This is a genomic window from Enterobacter sp. MG-EB028 (assembly GCF_056673305.1).
The window spans coordinates 2,746,234-2,762,164 of sequence record NZ_CP195079.1 but is presented as its reverse complement, the minus strand read 5'-3'; the positions used below and the strand labels follow the sequence as shown (position 1 = coordinate 2,762,164).

The 15,931-nt window shown below is 57.4% G+C and carries 12 protein-coding genes and 2 tRNA genes; 7 read left to right on the top strand and 7 right to left on the bottom strand.

The genetic code is table 11. From position 1 onward, the window contains the following. Nucleotides 1-4: 4 nt before the first annotated feature. Nucleotides 5-1,411: a YchO/YchP family invasin gene (locus ACR42C_RS13155; protein WP_479984197.1), complete on the top strand. Its 1,407-nt coding sequence runs from the start codon at nucleotides 5-7 to the stop codon at nucleotides 1,409-1,411. A 3-nt stretch (nucleotides 1,412-1,414) separates the two neighbouring features. On the opposite strand, the gene narL is transcribed toward ACR42C_RS13155, so the two are convergent. Together narL and narX are read right to left on the bottom strand one after the other, a co-directional pair. Next, a complete protein-coding gene (gene narL / locus ACR42C_RS13150; protein ID WP_003856701.1) occupies nucleotides 1,415-2,065 on the bottom strand; it encodes a two-component system response regulator NarL in 651 nt (216 codons plus the stop codon). Beyond that, complete coding sequence (gene narX / locus ACR42C_RS13145) at nucleotides 2,058-3,854, bottom strand: nitrate/nitrite two-component system sensor histidine kinase NarX (protein ID WP_320721056.1); 1,797 nt, start codon at nucleotides 3,852-3,854, stop codon at nucleotides 2,058-2,060. Before narX ends, narL begins: the two co-directional genes overlap by 8 nt. Nucleotides 3,855-4,163: 309 nt before the next feature. On the opposite strand from narX, the gene ACR42C_RS13140 reads away from it, so the two are divergent. From ACR42C_RS13140 to narI, 5 genes are all read left to right on the top strand, one after another. Then, entirely contained in the window at nucleotides 4,164-5,561 is a 1,398-nt protein-coding gene (locus ACR42C_RS13140; RefSeq protein ID WP_479984196.1) for a NarK family nitrate/nitrite MFS transporter, read from the top strand. A 381-nt stretch (nucleotides 5,562-5,942) separates the two neighbouring features. After that, nucleotides 5,943-9,686, top strand: a complete 3,744-nt coding sequence (locus ACR42C_RS13135) for a nitrate reductase subunit alpha (RefSeq protein ID WP_320721054.1) — start codon at nucleotides 5,943-5,945, stop codon at nucleotides 9,684-9,686. Next, a complete protein-coding gene (gene narH / locus ACR42C_RS13130; protein ID WP_119915826.1) occupies nucleotides 9,683-11,218 on the top strand; it encodes a nitrate reductase subunit beta in 1,536 nt (511 codons plus the stop codon). Before ACR42C_RS13135 ends, narH begins: the two co-directional genes overlap by 4 nt. After that, a complete protein-coding gene (narJ, locus tag ACR42C_RS13125) occupies nucleotides 11,215-11,925 on the top strand; it encodes a nitrate reductase molybdenum cofactor assembly chaperone (protein WP_479984195.1) in 711 nt (236 codons plus the stop codon). The genes narH and narJ overlap by 4 nt, the downstream gene beginning before the upstream one ends. Continuing rightward, entirely contained in the window at nucleotides 11,925-12,602 is a 678-nt protein-coding gene (gene narI / locus ACR42C_RS13120) for a respiratory nitrate reductase subunit gamma (RefSeq protein WP_021240339.1), read from the top strand. The genes narJ and narI overlap by 1 nt, the downstream gene beginning before the upstream one ends. On the opposite strand, the gene ACR42C_RS13115 is transcribed toward narI, so the two are convergent. Continuing rightward, nucleotides 12,599-13,495 carry a DMT family transporter gene (locus tag ACR42C_RS13115; protein ID WP_479985200.1) on the bottom strand — a complete coding sequence of 299 codons (897 nt, stop codon included), beginning with the start codon at nucleotides 13,493-13,495 and terminating at the stop codon, nucleotides 12,599-12,601. The two genes, narI and ACR42C_RS13115, sit on opposite strands and share 4 nt — an antisense overlap. Nucleotides 13,496-13,603: 108 nt before the next feature. Between ACR42C_RS13115 and ACR42C_RS13110 the strand changes: the two genes are divergently transcribed. Next, nucleotides 13,604-14,047, top strand: coding sequence for an Lrp/AsnC family transcriptional regulator (locus ACR42C_RS13110; protein WP_028013440.1), 444 nt, complete (start codon nucleotides 13,604-13,606; stop codon nucleotides 14,045-14,047). Nucleotides 14,048-14,142: 95 nt separating this feature from the next. Here the strand turns inward: ACR42C_RS13110 and ACR42C_RS13105 are convergent. The 4 genes from ACR42C_RS13105 to ACR42C_RS13090 form a co-directional block, all read right to left on the bottom strand. After that, nucleotides 14,143-14,227, bottom strand: a tRNA-Tyr gene (locus ACR42C_RS13105). A 35-nt stretch (nucleotides 14,228-14,262) separates the two neighbouring features. Continuing rightward, nucleotides 14,263-14,347 (bottom strand) — tRNA-Tyr (locus ACR42C_RS13100). Nucleotides 14,348-14,504: 157 nt separating this feature from the next. Beyond that, nucleotides 14,505-15,347 carry a formyltetrahydrofolate deformylase gene (gene purU / locus ACR42C_RS13095; protein WP_003856715.1) on the bottom strand — a complete coding sequence of 281 codons (843 nt, stop codon included), beginning with the start codon at nucleotides 15,345-15,347 and terminating at the stop codon, nucleotides 14,505-14,507. Between the two features lie 46 nt (nucleotides 15,348-15,393). Further along, nucleotides 15,394-15,852: a YchJ family protein gene (locus ACR42C_RS13090; RefSeq protein ID WP_116339404.1), complete on the bottom strand. Its 459-nt coding sequence runs from the start codon at nucleotides 15,850-15,852 to the stop codon at nucleotides 15,394-15,396. Nucleotides 15,853-15,931: the final 79 nt, after the last annotated feature.

The window sequence follows — 15,931 nt, the reverse complement described above, 5'->3', positions numbered from 1 at the left end:
ATTGATGACTGTTTCTCCCCCTTTCCGAACGCTTGTTTTACTCTCCCTTGTTACTGTCGGAGCCGTTCATGGTGCTCCGAATTCCTTTATCCAGCAGGCACAAAATCCCTTTGATAATAACGGGGACAGTCTGCCCGATCTCGGCATGGCCGCCCCAACCGGGGAAGGGGAAAAGCATCTGGCCGAAATGGCGAAAGCCTTTGGTGAAGCCAGTATGACCGACAACGGCCTGACAACGGGCGAGCAGGCGCGGCAGTTTGCCTTTGGTCAGGTGCGCGACGCGGTGAGCGGCGAGGTGAACCAGCAGATTGAATCCTGGCTGTCACCGTGGGGGAATGCCAGCGTCAATTTGCTCGTGGATAACGAGGGCAAATTCAACGGCAGCAGCGGGAGCTGGTTTATCTCCTGGAACGATAACAACCGTTATCTGAGCTGGAGCCAGCTAGGCCTGACGCAGCAGACGGATGGCCTGGTCAGTAACGCCGGAATCGGCCAGCGCTGGGTGGCCGGGAAATGGCTGCTGGGCTACAACACCTTTTACGACAACCTGCTGGATGAGAACCTGCAGCGTGCCGGGCTGGGTGCGGAGGTGTGGGGAGAAAATCTGCGGCTGTCGGCTAACTACTATCAGCCTTTTGCCAGCTGGCGCGACAGCTCTGACGTCCAGGAGCAGCGCATGGCGCGGGGATATGACGTTACCGCCAAAGCCTGGCTGCCGTGGTTTCATCACCTGAACACCAGCGTCAGCGTCGAGCAGTATTTTGGCGAAAACGTCGACCTCTTCAACAGCGGAACTGGCTATCACAACCCGGTAGCGGTCAATCTCGGGCTTAACTATACCCCCGTGCCGCTGGTGACGCTGACCGCCGGGCATAAGCAGGGCGAAAGTGGTGAGAGCCAGAATAACCTCGGGCTGAAGCTTAACTACCGCTTCGGCGTGCCGCTGGTGAAGCAGCTCTCCGCCGGGGAAGTCGCCGCCACGCGTTCCCTGCGCGGTAGCCGCTATGACTCCCCCGAGCGCAACAGCCTGCCGGTGATGGAATTTCGCCAGCGAAAAACGCTCTCCGTCTGGCTGGCAACCCCGCCGTGGGACCTGAAGGGGGGCGAAACCGTTATGCTGAAGCTACAGGTGCGCAGCACCCACGGCATCCGCCAGATCCACTGGCAGGGTGATACCCAGGCCTTAAGCCTGACGTCACCGGGGAAAAGTAACAGCACCGACGGCTGGAGCGTGATTATGCCGGCCTGGAATGACGGCGAGGGGTCGACAAACCGTTGGCATCTTTCGGCGGTGGTGGAAGATGAGAAGGGCCAGCGCGTCTCGTCCAATGAGATCACGCTTGCTGTGGTGCAGCCGCTGGCCGCATTACCTGACGACGACCCGCGCTGGAAGCTGCTGCCGGATGAGTAATGCTTAAAAAATGCGTTCCTGATGGACCCACACCGCGGCTTCAACGCGGGATTTTAGCTTCATTTTCTTCAGCATATGCTTCACGTGCACTTTGACCGTGCTTTCGGTGATATCCAGACGGCGGGCGATCATTTTGTTCGGCAGGCCCTGAGCGATCAGTTTAAGAATATCGCGTTCGCGCGGCGTTAACTGGCTGACGTCACGGTCAGACGTGGCGCGGTTCGCCCGCAGGCTGGCGGCCAGCACCGGCGTCAGGGCCTCGCTCAGCACCATCTCGCCTGCGGCCGCCTGCTGCAGCGCCTTCAGCAGGTCTTCCGGCTCCATATCCTTCAGCAGATAGCCATCCGCGCCGCGCTTCAGCGCCGTGACCACATCCTCTTCGTGATTGGAGACGCTAAAGACCACCACGCGACCGGAAAGGGATTTCTCGCGCAGCTTGTCGAGCGTTTCCAGACCGTTCATGCCGGGCATGTTGAGATCGAGCAGGATCAGATCGGGATCGAGGGATTCGGCAAGCTCAATGCCCTGTTCACCGTTACTGGCTTCGCCAACCACGGTAATATCGGGTGCCATGCTGACCAGCTGTTTTACGCCAGTACGCAGCATCGGATGGTCGTCGATCAACAGGATGGATGCCGGTTCCTGATTAGTCATGGGTTTCTCCTTGAGCAGTTGTAAGCGGTTTTTCGGGAATGAAGGTGACCACGACTTCCGTGCCCCCCGTCTCTCTCCGGCGAACCTGGCAATCACCGCGCAGGCTTTGGGCGCGGTCTCGCATAATGATTAAACCGTAGTGGTTAGTGCGTTCGGCGTTTTCCGGCACGCCGCGGCCGTTGTCGTAAACCGTCAACCTGACCTGGTTAGCGTGCTGGCTGACGGTAACCGTAACCGCAGTCGCTTCAGCGTGTTTAAGCACGTTGCTCAGTGCTTCGCGGGCGATCTGCAGCAGATGAATCGCCTGATGGGAAGGGACAAACCGCGGGGGGAGCTGGTAATCCAGCTTCACCGGGAAGCCCAGCCGGGCGCTAAATTCCTGGCAGCTGGATTCCAGCGCCGGGCGCAGGCCCGGCTCGGTCAGCTGCAGGCGGAAGGTGGTCAGCAGCTCGCGCAGCTGTACCCAGGAGGTGTTCAGCTCGTTGCGGATCTGGCTCAGCAGCTGTTTATTGCTTTCCGGCATCTCCGCGTCCTGCATCTGCAGGCAGCTCACCTGCATTTTCATACAGGAGAGCGACTGGGCGATAGAATCGTGGAGCTCGCGGGCAATGGTCGCACGCTCTTCCATGACGATCAGCTGCTGCTGCTTTTCCTGATGTCGGTCAAGCGCCAGCGTGGCCGTTAGCTGTTCAACCAACGTATCAACCAGCTGCTGCTGGTCATGGCTCAGATGGCGCCCGGCTGGCAGCGTTGCCAGCAGAATACCGTACTGGGTATGGCTGTCCGTCAGCCGCCACTTCAGGGTAGTTCCGCCAGACGTCTGCAGCGGCAGGCCGCGCGGGCACAGGTGACAGCCTTTATCATCGCAGGACATGTCGGACTGACAGGTAAACTCCTGATGATTATCTTCATCTTCCACATCGTAAACCCGCAGCTCCAGATCATGCAGCAGGGTCAGATTTTGCAGGCCGTTCAGCACCGGCGAAAGGCGTTCACATAACGGCACCTGCATGTGCAGCCGACGGTTGGCCTGCCACAGGAAGGAGAGGATTTCGTTTTTCTGCTCCAGCCCGGCCGTTTTTTCCTGCACGCGCTGCTCCAGCACCGCATAGCTTTCAGAGAGCTCCGCCGACATGGTGTTCAGTGCCTGGCCGAGCATGGCCATCTCGTTGCGACCGCTGATGTGCGTACGCTGGGTAAAATCTCTGTTCGTCACGGCGCGCGCCATCGCCAGCAGCTGTTTCCACGGATTCAGCAGCCGCGCCCGGAGCCAGATAATGGTGAAGATCAGCAGCAGGCCCATAAACAGCGCCATGGCACGGTGTACCATCACCACCCGGTCGATGCGTAATTCGGTGGTTTGGTCGAAAGAGGAGACCAGCGCGTCAATGCGGGATACGAAACCCGCTACGTCCTGCGCAACGGTTTCGGCGCTGCGCGCCTGTTTCAGGCCGGGTTCCAGCTGGGTGTGCCAGTAGCCCTGCAGGGCTTTAAGCTGAGATTGCTGGCCGGCGCGGATGGCGGCGTTTTCCAGTTCAGGGCTGAAGGCCGTGCGCTCCATTTCATCAATCAAGGGCCGATCGTCCTGCGTCAGGGGGACCGACGCCAGCAGACGATAACTCTGCATGCGTAGCGAGCCTGCCTCGTTGATGGCATGTGCATTACCCTGTACTCCCTGTACCAGCCAGCCGGAAATCGCCATGCCAGTCACGCCAAGGGCGGTAGACAGCAAAACAATCAGGGCTAACTGATTCACGAGAGTCAGCGGTGATAAACATCTTTTTAACATAGAGTTGCCGGGCTCCTGACGTGGCCTGCTTGCAGGAATGGCGTTATTCTGGTGCATACCCTGGAGTATACCCATACCAATAAAGGATTACCCCTAAATTGCCAACGGAGTATAGGCGAAGAAGCGGTGGTAGCAAGGAACCGTCAGTACAGTGAAAAACCACGTCTTTTTTACCGAATTATTCTACTCACTAAGGATAAGCCCTTTTTTTGCGCCGCAAATCCCCGAACTTTTCCTTTGATTTATATCAACTTACCGCCGCCCTAAAACCCTAATGTTTGCAGCATCATTCGAGAATCAGAGGTGTCTATGAGTCACTCATCCGCTCCCGAAAGGGAAAATGGTGCCGTTATTACAGACTGGCGTCCAGAGGATCCGGCGTTCTGGCAACAGCGCGGCCATCGTGTAGCAAGCCGGAATCTGTGGATTTCCGTTCCGTGTCTGCTGTTAGCGTTTTGCGTATGGATGTTGTTTAGCGCGGTCGCGGTAAACCTGCCGAAAGTTGGGTTTACGTTTACGACCGATCAGCTGTTTATGTTGACCGCATTGCCGTCGCTGTCTGGCGCGCTGCTGCGTGTTCCATACGCGTTTATGGTGCCGGTTTTCGGCGGCCGCCGCTGGACGGCGTTCAGTACGGGCATCATGATCGTCCCTTGCGTGTGGCTTGGCTTCGCGGTGCAGGATACCTCCACCCCGTTCAGCGTGTTCGTGATTATCTCCCTGCTGTGCGGTTTTGCGGGGGCTAACTTTGCCTCCAGCATGGCGAACATCAGCTTCTTCTTCCCGAAAGCGAAGCAGGGCGGCGCGCTGGGCATTAACGGCGGTCTGGGCAACATGGGCGTGAGCGTGATGCAGCTGATTGCGCCGCTGGCGATCTCTGTTTCTATTTTTGCCGCCTTCGGCGGCGGTGGCGTCGAGCAGGCGGATGGTTCTTCCCTCTACCTGCAGAACGCGGCCTGGATTTGGGTTCCGTTCCTGGTGGTCTTCACCCTGGCAGCCTGGTTCTTTATGAACGATCTGAGCGCGTCGAAGGCCTCTTTGAGCGAGCAGCTGCCGGTGCTGAAGCGTGGACACCTCTGGGTGATGGCGCTGCTGTATCTGGCTACCTTCGGTTCGTTTATCGGCTTCTCAGCAGGCTTTGCGATGCTGTCGAAAACCCAGTTCCCGGACGTGCAGATCCTGCAGTTCGCCTTCTTCGGCCCGTTCATTGGCGCACTGGCGCGCTCGCTGGGCGGTATGATCTCTGACCGTCTGGGCGGTACCCGCGTGACGCTGGTGAACTTTATTGTGATGGCGGTCTTCTGCGCGCTGCTGTTCCTGACGCTGCCTGCTGACGGGCTGGGCGGTAGCTTCATCGCCTTCTTCGCCGTGTTTATGGTGCTGTTCCTGACCGCCGGACTGGGGAGTGCTTCCACCTTCCAGATGATCTCCGTGATCTTCCGCAAGCTGACGATGGATCGCGTGAAAGCGCAGGGTGGAAGCGAAGAGCAGGCCATGCGTGAAGCGGCGACAGATACGGCTGCGGCGCTGGGCTTTATCTCTGCGATTGGCGCCATTGGCGGCTTCTTTATCCCGAAAGCGTTCGGTATCTCGCTGGACCTGACCGGCTCTCCGGCAGGCGCCATGAAAGTCTTCCTCGTCTTCTATATCGCCTGCGTTGTGATTACGTGGCTGGTATATGGCCGTAATACCAAGAAAAATAAGTAAGTGTGATTATCCGTTTGCGCGGCCTTCGGGCCGCGTTTTTTTTGATCGAATAATAGTTACAACATACTGAAAGCTTTTACAGCAGTCGTCTGCGGGTAACATTGTGATCGCCATCGCGTTGCAGGCAGGTCTACCCCTTAATACCTGAGATGTTAAATTTTGCCCGGGTTATTGTACGATGAATGGAAAATGTCTTTATAAATCATTTATTTATTCATTTTAAAAATATACCGCTTTGGTGGTATTTAGTCTAACCCCTCCTTTTAAAGTCCCTCTTCGTCTTGATCGTTATCAATTCTCCTCCTCTTTCAGGGCGTTACCTTCGCTGCAAATCAGCAATGTCGATTTAGAGAGCCACAGGCTCCATACAGGAGATACCCGATGAGCAAATTTTTGGACCGGTTTCGCTACTTCAAACAGAAGGGTGAAACGTTTGCCGATGGGCACGGCCAGGTTCTGGATACCAACCGGGACTGGGAAGACGGTTACCGCCAGCGCTGGCAGCATGACAAAGTCGTCCGTTCTACCCACGGCGTAAACTGCACTGGCTCATGTAGCTGGAAGATTTTCGTTAAAAACGGTCTGGTGACCTGGGAAATGCAGCAGACCGACTATCCGCGTACCCGCCCGGATATGCCAAACCACGAACCGCGCGGCTGCCCGCGTGGCGCCAGCTACTCCTGGTATCTCTACAGCGCTAACCGTCTGAAATACCCGCTGATGCGTAAGCGCCTGATGAAAATGTGGCGTGAAGCGAAAGTGCAGCACAGCGATCCGGTGGATGCCTGGGCGTCCATCATTGAGGACGCCGACAAAGCGAAAAGCTTCAAGCAGGCTCGCGGTCGCGGTGGCTTCGTTCGCTCTTCCTGGAAAGAGGTGAACGAGCTGATTGCCGCCTCCAACGTCTACACCGTCAAAACCTACGGTCCTGACCGCGTGGCGGGCTTCTCGCCAATCCCGGCGATGTCGATGGTCTCTTACGCCTCCGGGGCTCGCTATCTGTCACTTATCGGCGGTACCTGCCTGAGCTTCTACGACTGGTACTGTGACCTGCCGCCTGCGTCTCCGCAGACCTGGGGCGAGCAGACCGATGTGCCGGAATCCGCGGACTGGTACAACTCAAGCTACATCATCGCCTGGGGCTCTAACGTACCGCAGACCCGTACCCCGGACGCGCACTTCTTTACCGAAGTTCGTTACAAAGGGACCAAAACCGTTGCGGTCACCCCGGACTACGCCGAAATCGCCAAGCTTTGCGACCTGTGGCTGGCGCCGAAACAGGGTACCGACGCCGCGATGGCGATGGCGATGGGCCACGTCATGCTGCGTGAATTCCATCTCGACAAGCCAAGCCAGTACTTTACCGACTACGTGCGTCGCTACACCGACATGCCGATGCTGGTGATGCTGGAAGAGCGTGAGGGCTACTATGCCGCGGGCCGCACGCTGCGCGCTGCCGATCTGGTGGATTCGCTGGGCCAGGAAAATAACCCTGAGTGGAAAACCGTTGCGTACAACAGCAACGGCGAGCTGGTAGCGCCAAACGGCTCTATCGGCTTCCGCTGGGGCGAGAAGGGCAAGTGGAATCTTGAGCAACGCAACGGCACCACCGGCGAAGAGACGGAGCTGCGTCTGAGCATGCTGGGCAGCCAGGACGAGATTGCCGAGGTCGGCTTCCCGTACTTTGGCGGTGAAGGTTCCGAGCACTTTAACAAGGTCGAACTGAAAAACGTTCTGATGCACAAGCTGCCGGTTAAGCGCCTGCAGCTGGCCGACGGCTCAACTGCACTCGTCACCACCGTTTATGACCTGACCATGGCGAACTACGGCCTGGAGCGCGGTCTGAACGATGAAAACTGCGCAACCGGCTATGACGACGTGAAGGCGTACACCCCGGCCTGGGCCGAGCAGATCACCGGCGTACCGCGCGCGCAGATCGTTCGTATTGCCCGCGAGTTTGCGGAAAACGCCGACAAGACCCACGGTCGCTCCATGATCATCGTCGGCGCTGGTCTGAACCACTGGTATCACCTCGATATGAACTATCGCGGTCTGATCAACATGCTGATCTTCTGCGGCTGCGTTGGTCAGAGCGGCGGCGGCTGGGCGCACTACGTGGGCCAGGAAAAACTGCGCCCGCAGACCGGCTGGCAGCCGCTGGCGTTTGCCCTCGACTGGCAGCGTCCGGCACGCCACATGAACAGCACCTCCTACTTCTATAACCACTCCAGCCAGTGGCGCTACGAAACGGTCACCGCGCAGGAGCTGCTGTCGCCGATGGCGGATAAATCCCGCTACAGCGGCCACCTGATTGACTTCAACGTGCGCGCTGAGCGTATGGGCTGGCTGCCTTCTGCGCCGCAGCTGGGCACTAACCCGCTGCGCATTGCACAAGAGGCGAAGCAGGCAGGGATGTCCCCGGTGGATTACACCGTGAAATCACTGAAGGATGGCTCAATCCGCTTCGCGGCAGAACAGCCTGAAAACGGTAAAAACCATCCGCGTAACCTGTTCATCTGGCGCTCCAACCTGCTGGGCTCGTCCGGTAAAGGTCACGAGTACATGCTGAAATACCTGCTCGGTACCGAAAACGGTATTCAGGGGAAAGATCTCGGCAAGCAGGGCGGCGTGAAGCCGGAAGAGGTGGAGTGGAAAGATAACGGTCTCGACGGCAAGCTGGATCTGGTGGTGACCCTCGACTTCCGTCTGTCCAGCACCTGCCTGTACTCCGACATTGTGCTGCCAACTGCGACCTGGTACGAAAAAGACGATATGAATACCTCGGATATGCATCCGTTTATTCATCCGCTGTCTGCCGCCGTTGACCCGGCGTGGGAATCGAAAAGCGACTGGGATATCTACAAAGACATCGCGAAGAAATTCTCCGAAGTCTGTGTGGGGCACCTGGGCAAAGAGACCGACGTGGTGACGCTGCCAATCCAGCACGACTCCGCCGCCGAGCTGGCGCAGCCGCTGGACGTGAAGGACTGGAAAAAAGGCGAATGCGACCTGATCCCGGGCGTAACCGCGCCGCACATCATTCCGGTTGAACGCGACTACCCGGCGACCTACGAGCGCTTTACCTCTATCGGCCCGCTGATGGAGAAAATCGGTAACGGCGGGAAAGGGATCGCCTGGAACACCCAGAGCGAAATGGACCTGCTGCGCAAGCTCAATTACACCAAAGCGGACGGCCCGGCGAAAGGCCAGCCAATGCTAAACACGGCGATTGATGCGGCAGAGATGATCCTGACCCTGGCCCCGGAAACCAACGGCCACGTGGCGGTGAAAGCCTGGGCGGCACTGAGCGAGTTCACCGGCCGCGACCATACGCACCTGGCGACGAATAAAGAGGAAGAGAAAATCCGCTTCCGCGATATTCAGGCGCAGCCGCGCAAGATCATCTCCAGCCCGACCTGGTCAGGTCTGGAAGATGAGCATGTGTCCTATAACGCGGGCTACACCAACGTTCACGAGCTTATCCCGTGGCGCACCCTGTCCGGCCGTCAGTCGCTGTATCAGGATCACCAGTGGATGCGCGACTTCGGCGAAAGCCTGCTGGTGTATCGTCCGCCAATCGACACCCGCTCCGTGAAAGCGGTGATGGGCGCGAAATCCAACGGTAACCCGGAGAAGGCGCTGAACTTCCTGACGCCGCACCAGAAGTGGGGTATCCACTCCACCTACAGCGACAACCTGCTGATGCTGACCCTGTCTCGCGGCGGTCCGATTGTCTGGATGAGCGAAACGGACGCCAAAGATCTGGGTATTGAAGATAACGACTGGATCGAAGTGTTCAACAGCAACGGCGCCCTGACGGCGCGTGCGGTGGTGAGCCAGCGTGTACCGGCCGGGATGACCATGATGTACCACGCGCAGGAGCGTATCGTTAACCTGCCGGGGTCAGAAATTACTGAGCAGCGCGGCGGTATTCACAACTCCGTGACGCGTATTACGCCGAAGCCGACCCACATGATCGGTGGCTATGCGCAGCTGGCCTACGGCTTTAACTACTACGGCACCGTAGGATCGAACCGCGATGAGTTCGTGGTGGTACGTAAGATGAAGAACATTAACTGGTTAGACGGCGAAGGTAATGACCAGGTACAGGAGAGCGTAAAATGAAAATTCGTTCACAAGTCGGCATGGTGCTGAATCTGGATAAATGCATCGGCTGCCACACCTGCTCGGTCACCTGTAAAAACGTCTGGACCAGCCGTGAAGGTATGGAGTACGCCTGGTTCAACAACGTGGAGAGCAAGCCGGGCACCGGCTTCCCGACCGACTGGGAAAACCAGGAGAAGTGGAAGGGCGGCTGGATCCGTAAAATTAACGGCAAGCTGCAGCCGCGCATGGGCAACCGCGCGATGCTGCTGGGTAAAATCTTCGCTAACCCGCACCTGCCGGGCATCGAGGATTACTACGAGCCGTTTGATTACGACTACCAGAACCTGCACAACGCGCCGGAAAGCAAACACCAGCCGATCGCCCGTCCTCGCTCGCTTATCACCGGTCAGCGCATGGATAAGATTACCAGCGGTCCAAACTGGGAAGAGATTCTGGGCGGCGAGTTCGAGAAACGCGCCAAAGACCAGAACTTCGAGAACATGCAGAAGGCGATGTACGGCCAGTTCGAAAATACCTTCATGATGTATCTGCCGCGCCTGTGCGAGCACTGCCTCAACCCGGCGTGCGTGGCGACCTGCCCAAGCGGCGCCATCTACAAGCGTGAAGAAGACGGCATCGTGCTGATCGACCAGGACAAGTGCCGCGGCTGGCGCATGTGCATCACCGGCTGCCCGTACAAAAAAATCTACTTCAACTGGAAGAGCGGTAAATCAGAGAAGTGCATCTTCTGCTACCCGCGTATCGAAGCCGGTATGCCGACCGTTTGCTCTGAGAGCTGCGTGGGCCGTATTCGCTACCTCGGCGTGCTGCTGTACGACGCGGACGCGATTGAAAATGCCGCGAGCACCGAGAACGAGAAAGATCTGTACCAGCGTCAGCTGGACGTGTTCCTCGATCCGAACGATCCGAAGGTGATTGAGCAGGCGCTGAAAGACGGCATTCCGCAGAGCGTCATCGACGCGGCGCAGCAGTCTCCGGTGTACAAAATGGCGATGGACTGGAAGCTGGCCCTGCCGCTGCACCCGGAATACCGCACCCTGCCGATGGTCTGGTACGTGCCGCCGCTGTCACCGATTCAGTCTGCCGCTGACGCGGGCGAACTGGGCAGCAACGGCATTCTGCCGGACGTGGAAAGCCTGCGTATCCCGGTTCAGTACCTGGCTAACCTGCTGACCGCGGGGGATACCCAGCCGGTACTGCTGGCGCTGAAACGTATGCTGGCGATGCGTCACTTCAAACGTGCGGAAACCGTTGACGGCGTTAACGATACCCGCGCGCTGGAAGAGGTGGGCCTGACCGAAGCGCAGGCGCAGGAGATGTACCGCTACCTCGCGATTGCCAACTACGAAGACCGTTTCGTGGTGCCGAGCAGCCACCGCGAGCTGGCCCGCGAGGCCTTCCCGGAGAAAAATGGCTGCGGCTTTACCTTCGGTGACGGTTGCCACGGGTCTGACAGCAAATTCAACCTGTTCAACAGCCGCCGCATCGACGCTATGGATGTGACCAGCAAAACGGAGCCGCACCAATGATTGAACTCGTCATTGTTTCGCGTCTGCTCGAGTACCCGGATGCTGCGCTTGCGCAGCATCAGCAGGAACTCTTTGATGCACTCGCGTCATCTGAAAACCTGGACAAAGAGGACGCCCAGCGGCTTGGCGTTTTCCTCCGCGATATGCTGGCGCGCGACCTTCTGGATGCCCAGGCGGACTATAGCCAGCTGTTTGACCGCGGGCGCGCGACATCGCTGCTGCTGTTTGAACACGTTCACGGGGAATCCCGCGACCGCGGTCAGGCGATGGTGGACCTGATGGCCCAGTACGAGCAGCACGGCCTGCAGCTCGACAGCCGCGAGCTGCCGGATCACTTGCCGCTGTACCTTGAGTATCTGGCACAGCTGCCGAAAGAAGAGGCGCTCGGCGGTCTGCAGGACATCGCACCGATTCTGGCGCTGCTCGGCGCGCGTCTTCAGCAGCGCGAGAGCCGCTATGCGGTACTGTTCGACCTGCTGGTGAAGCTGGCTAACGCCTCTGTAGACAGTGAAAAAGTGGCGGAGAAAATCGCGGATGAAGCCCGCGACGATACCCCGCAGGCGCTGGATGCGGTCTGGGAAGAAGAGCAGGTGAAATTCTTTGCTGACCAGAACTGCGGGGAGTCTGAAATCTCGGCTCACCAGCGTCGTTTTGCCGGCGCGGTTGCCCCGCAATATTTGAATATCTCTAACGGAGGACGGCACTAATGCACTTCCTGAATATGTTCTTCTTTGACATTTACCCGTATATCGCGGGCACCGTGTTCCTGGTGGGAAGCTGGCTGCGTTATGACTACGGCCAGTACACCTGGCGTGCTGCCTCCAGCCAGATGCTGGATCGTAAGGGGATGCACGTCGCGTCTAACCTGTTCCACATCGGGATCCTGGGGATTTTTGCTGGTCACTTTCTGGGGATGCTTACGCCGCACTGGATGTACGAAGCGTGGCTGCCGATTGAGGTGAAGCAGAAGATGGCGATGATCGCCGGCGGTGCCTGCGGCGTGATGACCCTTGTAGGTGGCCTGCTGCTGCTGAAGCGTCGTCTGTTCAGCCCGCGCGTGCGTGCGACCACTACCGCAGCGGACATCCTGATCCTCTCCCTGCTGATGGTGCAGTGCGCGCTGGGCCTGCTGACCATTCCGTTCTCGGCGCAGCATATGGACGGCAGTGAGATGATGAAGCTGGTGGGCTGGGCGCAGTCCGTGGTGACCTTCCACGGCGGAGCGTCTGAGCACCTGGACGGCGTGGCGTTTATCTTCCGCGTTCACCTGGTGCTGGGGATGACGCTGTTTGTGCTGTTCCCGTTCTCCCGCCTGGTGCACATCTGGAGCGCGCCGGTGGAGTACCTGACGCGCAAATACCAGATTGTGCGTGCCCGCCGCTAATTCAGCGTTTTGATACTCACCCCGCATTCGCGGGGTTTTTTTTCGCCCCAGCCCAGGTTATTGCCCGCCGCAGCAAACAGGATCAACGCGCCGCCCGCCAGCTGCGTCAGGTTCAGCGAGTGTCCGAACACCAGGTTATCGACAACAATCGCCACCACCGGATAGATAAACGACAGGGAACCGGTTATGGGGGTAGGCAGCTTCTGAATCGCGCTATACAGCAGCTGGTACATTATGCCGGTATGGACGATGCCGAGCGTAAGCAGGATCGGCCAGGGGAAATCACCGGAAAAAGTCGGCAGGCTGGCAAACGGCAGAAGCATCACGACGCCCGTCAGCACCTGAATAAAGGCAATATGCTGCGGTGCGATGGTTTTCAGTTTGCGCGCAATGATTGCCGTCAGCGCGTAGAAGAAGGCCGCGGCCATGGCCAGACCGATACCGGTGAGCCATTCAGTGCCGTGGGCACCGGTCAGTTCGCTGGAGAGCAGTATTACCACACCGCCAAAGGCGAGGAACAACCAGCCCCATTTCGCCAGGCTGACGCGCTCGCCTAAAAACATCCCCATCAGGACCAGCATAAACGGCTGTGTGTTATAGACCACGGTAGAGAGGCCAATAGAGATGCGTTCATAGGCTGCGAAGAGCAGCAGCCAGTTCACTACTAAAGCCACACCGCCGAGAATCGCCAGCAGCAGCGTGGTGCGGGTAAGGGGACTAAAGGGCTTTTGACTTACCCGGATAAAAATAAAAAGCGCCATTGCCCCAATAAGGCAGCGCCAGAACACCACTTCCGTTACCGGCAGACCGCTGAGCAAAACAAACGCCCCGATAGAGCCGGAAATTAACATCGCCAGGCTCATTTGCCAGACGCCTTTATGGAAATCGCGCATCATCCACCTCCTGATTGAATGACGCTATTGTCGAAAAATGCTGTCGGGTTTTACAGGGGTGATATAAGGTTGAAAGTGTTAACTGCTTTTTAAAATTAGGTGAAACGAGTGGAATACCTTATTGATGATATCGACCGGCAAATTTTATCCTGCCTGGTAGAAGATGCGCGCATGTCTTTGAAGGTGCTCAGTGGCCGCATCGGCCTGACCTCCCCCAGCACGGCAGAACGTCTGAAGCGGCTGGAAGAGCGGGGCGTGATTCAGGGATATGGTGCGCGGGTGAACCTGGCCGCGCTGGGGTATACGCTGCAGGCGCTGGTGCGCGTGCGGCCTCTGCCGGGGCTGTTGCATAAGGTGGATAAATACATTCAGGCGATGCCGGAGTGTATTGAGAGCGACAAGGTGACCGGGGAAGACTGCTTTGTGATTAGGCTGGTGGTGCGATCGATAGAGCAACTGGATGCGCTGCTGGACGGGCTGGCGGAGCATGCCCAGTGTAATACGTCGATTGTGAAGAGTTCGCCGGTGAAGCGCCGGTTGCCGCCGATGTAGATTTCTGTTGCCGGGTGGCGGCTGCGCCTTACCCGGCCTGCGAAGGCGGACGCGGTTTAGTTTTAAAATGATTTTTAAGGTTATTCGGGAAATGATGGTGGTGGGGGAAGGATTCGAACCTTCGAAGTCGATGACGGCAGATTTACAGTCTGCTCCCTTTGGCCGCTCGGGAACCCCACCAGGGGTAATTCAAATTTTGAGGTCGTGCTGAGAAATGGTGGTGGGGGAAGGATTCGAACCTTCGAAGTCGATGACGGCAGATTTACAGTCTGCTCCCTTTGGCCGCTCGGGAACCCCACCACGGGGTAATGCTTTTAACTGGCCTGCTTCCTGCTGGAAGCGGGGCGCATCATATCAAATGAGACGCCCCTGTAAAGCATTCCTTTAGGGAAATGAAGTTGTTTGCCTGCTTTTTATCCGTAAAGGCGCAAAGCTAATCAATTCATTTTCCGAAAGATTAAAGAATGATGGTTCTGTTACCGTAGACAAAGACACGCTGCGCCAGCACCTGATACAGGGCACGACTTAGTACGTTCTTTTCAACGTCACGTCCGGCGCGCATCATATCTTCCGCGGTATAAGTGTGATCCACGTGAATCACGTCCTGCATGATGATTGGGCCTTCGTCCAGATTATCATTCACGTAGTGTGCGGTAGCGCCAATGATCTTCACGCCTCGCTCGTACGCCTGATGGTATGGGCGGGCGCCAATGAAGGCCGGCAGGAACGAGTGGTGGATGTTGATAATCTTGTTCGGGAAACGCGCCACGAAGGAAGGCGTCAGCACGCGCATATATTTCGCCAGCACCACGTAGTCCGGGTTATGCGCTTCAATGGCAGCAGCCATCAGGTTGTCGTGTTCTTCACGTGTATGGCCTTCATGGCTCACCAGCTCAAACGGAATATCAAAACGCTCAACCAGCGTGCGCAGGGTTTCGTGGTTACCGATAACAGCGGCGATTTCCACGTCCAGACCGCCGTAATTGGCCTTCATCAATAGATCGCCCAGGCAGTGAGCCTCTTTTGTCACCAGAATCACAATGCGACGACGGCCCGCTGGATTCAGCTCACGCACGGAACCTTCCGGCAGCGCGCTGTCCAGATCGGCCAGCAGGGTGGTGTCGTTGAAAATGCCTTCCAGCTCGGTGCGCATGAAGAAGCGACCGGTACGGTGGTCAACGAACTCGTTGTTCTGCACGATATTCAGTTCATGCTTGTAGCAAATGTTGGTAATTCGTGCGATCAGCCCTTTTTGATCGGGACAGATAGTGCGCAGAACTTTACGTTGTAATGATTGCATCGCCGGGAAATCCTGTTTGTATTTGCGAAGTCTGGGTTGTCAGGCGTTACTGCCCGCAACACTTTTTGAATTTTTTTCCTGAACCACAAGGGCAGGGATCGTTACGACCAAACTGTGGGCGCGTACCGTCAATATAATACCATTGCCCGCTTTCCTTTAAGAACCGGGAACGCTCGATAATGGCGCCAGGCCTGGCGTTCTCGGTAAAACGGGCAACAAAGCTGACAAAGCCTTCGTCGTCGTGGCTGCCTGGTGACGATTCAAACACGGTAAGCCCAAGCCAGTGGGTGTTGGCGAACCCGGTTTCGATCTCCTGTCTGAAATCGGCGGCGTGGCAGGACGGGTGCCAGGTTTTTATCAGGTAGTCTGCGTCTTTGATCACAAAAGCAGTATACCGTGAACGCATGAGGTGTGACGGGTCCGGTGCAACCTGATTGCCAGAAAGATATCGCTGGCAACATAGGCTATACTCCAGAGCGCTACCACAAGGGCAGAGTTGAGACACGATTCTCTTCCTGGAAAAAAATAAGGGCGTAAAACGCTTCGGGTAGCACTATGTTAACTGAGCAGTTGCGTTGACGCTA

Coding starts and splice junctions, on each gene's coding strand:
- ACR42C_RS13155 (WP_479984197.1), top strand. CDS start 5: ATGACTGTTTCTCCCCCTTTCCGAACGCTTGTTTTACTCTCCCTTGTT.
- narL (WP_003856701.1), bottom strand. CDS start 2,065: ATGACTAATCAGGAACCGGCATCCATCCTGTTGATCGACGACCATCCG.
- narX (WP_320721056.1), bottom strand. CDS start 3,854: ATGTTAAAAAGATGTTTATCACCGCTGACTCTCGTGAATCAGTTAGCC.
- ACR42C_RS13140 (WP_479984196.1), top strand. CDS start 4,164: ATGAGTCACTCATCCGCTCCCGAAAGGGAAAATGGTGCCGTTATTACA.
- ACR42C_RS13135 (WP_320721054.1), top strand. CDS start 5,943: ATGAGCAAATTTTTGGACCGGTTTCGCTACTTCAAACAGAAGGGTGAA.
- narH (WP_119915826.1), top strand. CDS start 9,683: ATGAAAATTCGTTCACAAGTCGGCATGGTGCTGAATCTGGATAAATGC.
- narJ (WP_479984195.1), top strand. CDS start 11,215: ATGATTGAACTCGTCATTGTTTCGCGTCTGCTCGAGTACCCGGATGCT.
- narI (WP_021240339.1), top strand. CDS start 11,925: ATGCACTTCCTGAATATGTTCTTCTTTGACATTTACCCGTATATCGCG.
- ACR42C_RS13115 (WP_479985200.1), bottom strand. CDS start 13,495: ATGCGCGATTTCCATAAAGGCGTCTGGCAAATGAGCCTGGCGATGTTA.
- purU (WP_003856715.1), bottom strand. CDS start 15,347: ATGCAATCATTACAACGTAAAGTTCTGCGCACTATCTGTCCCGATCAA.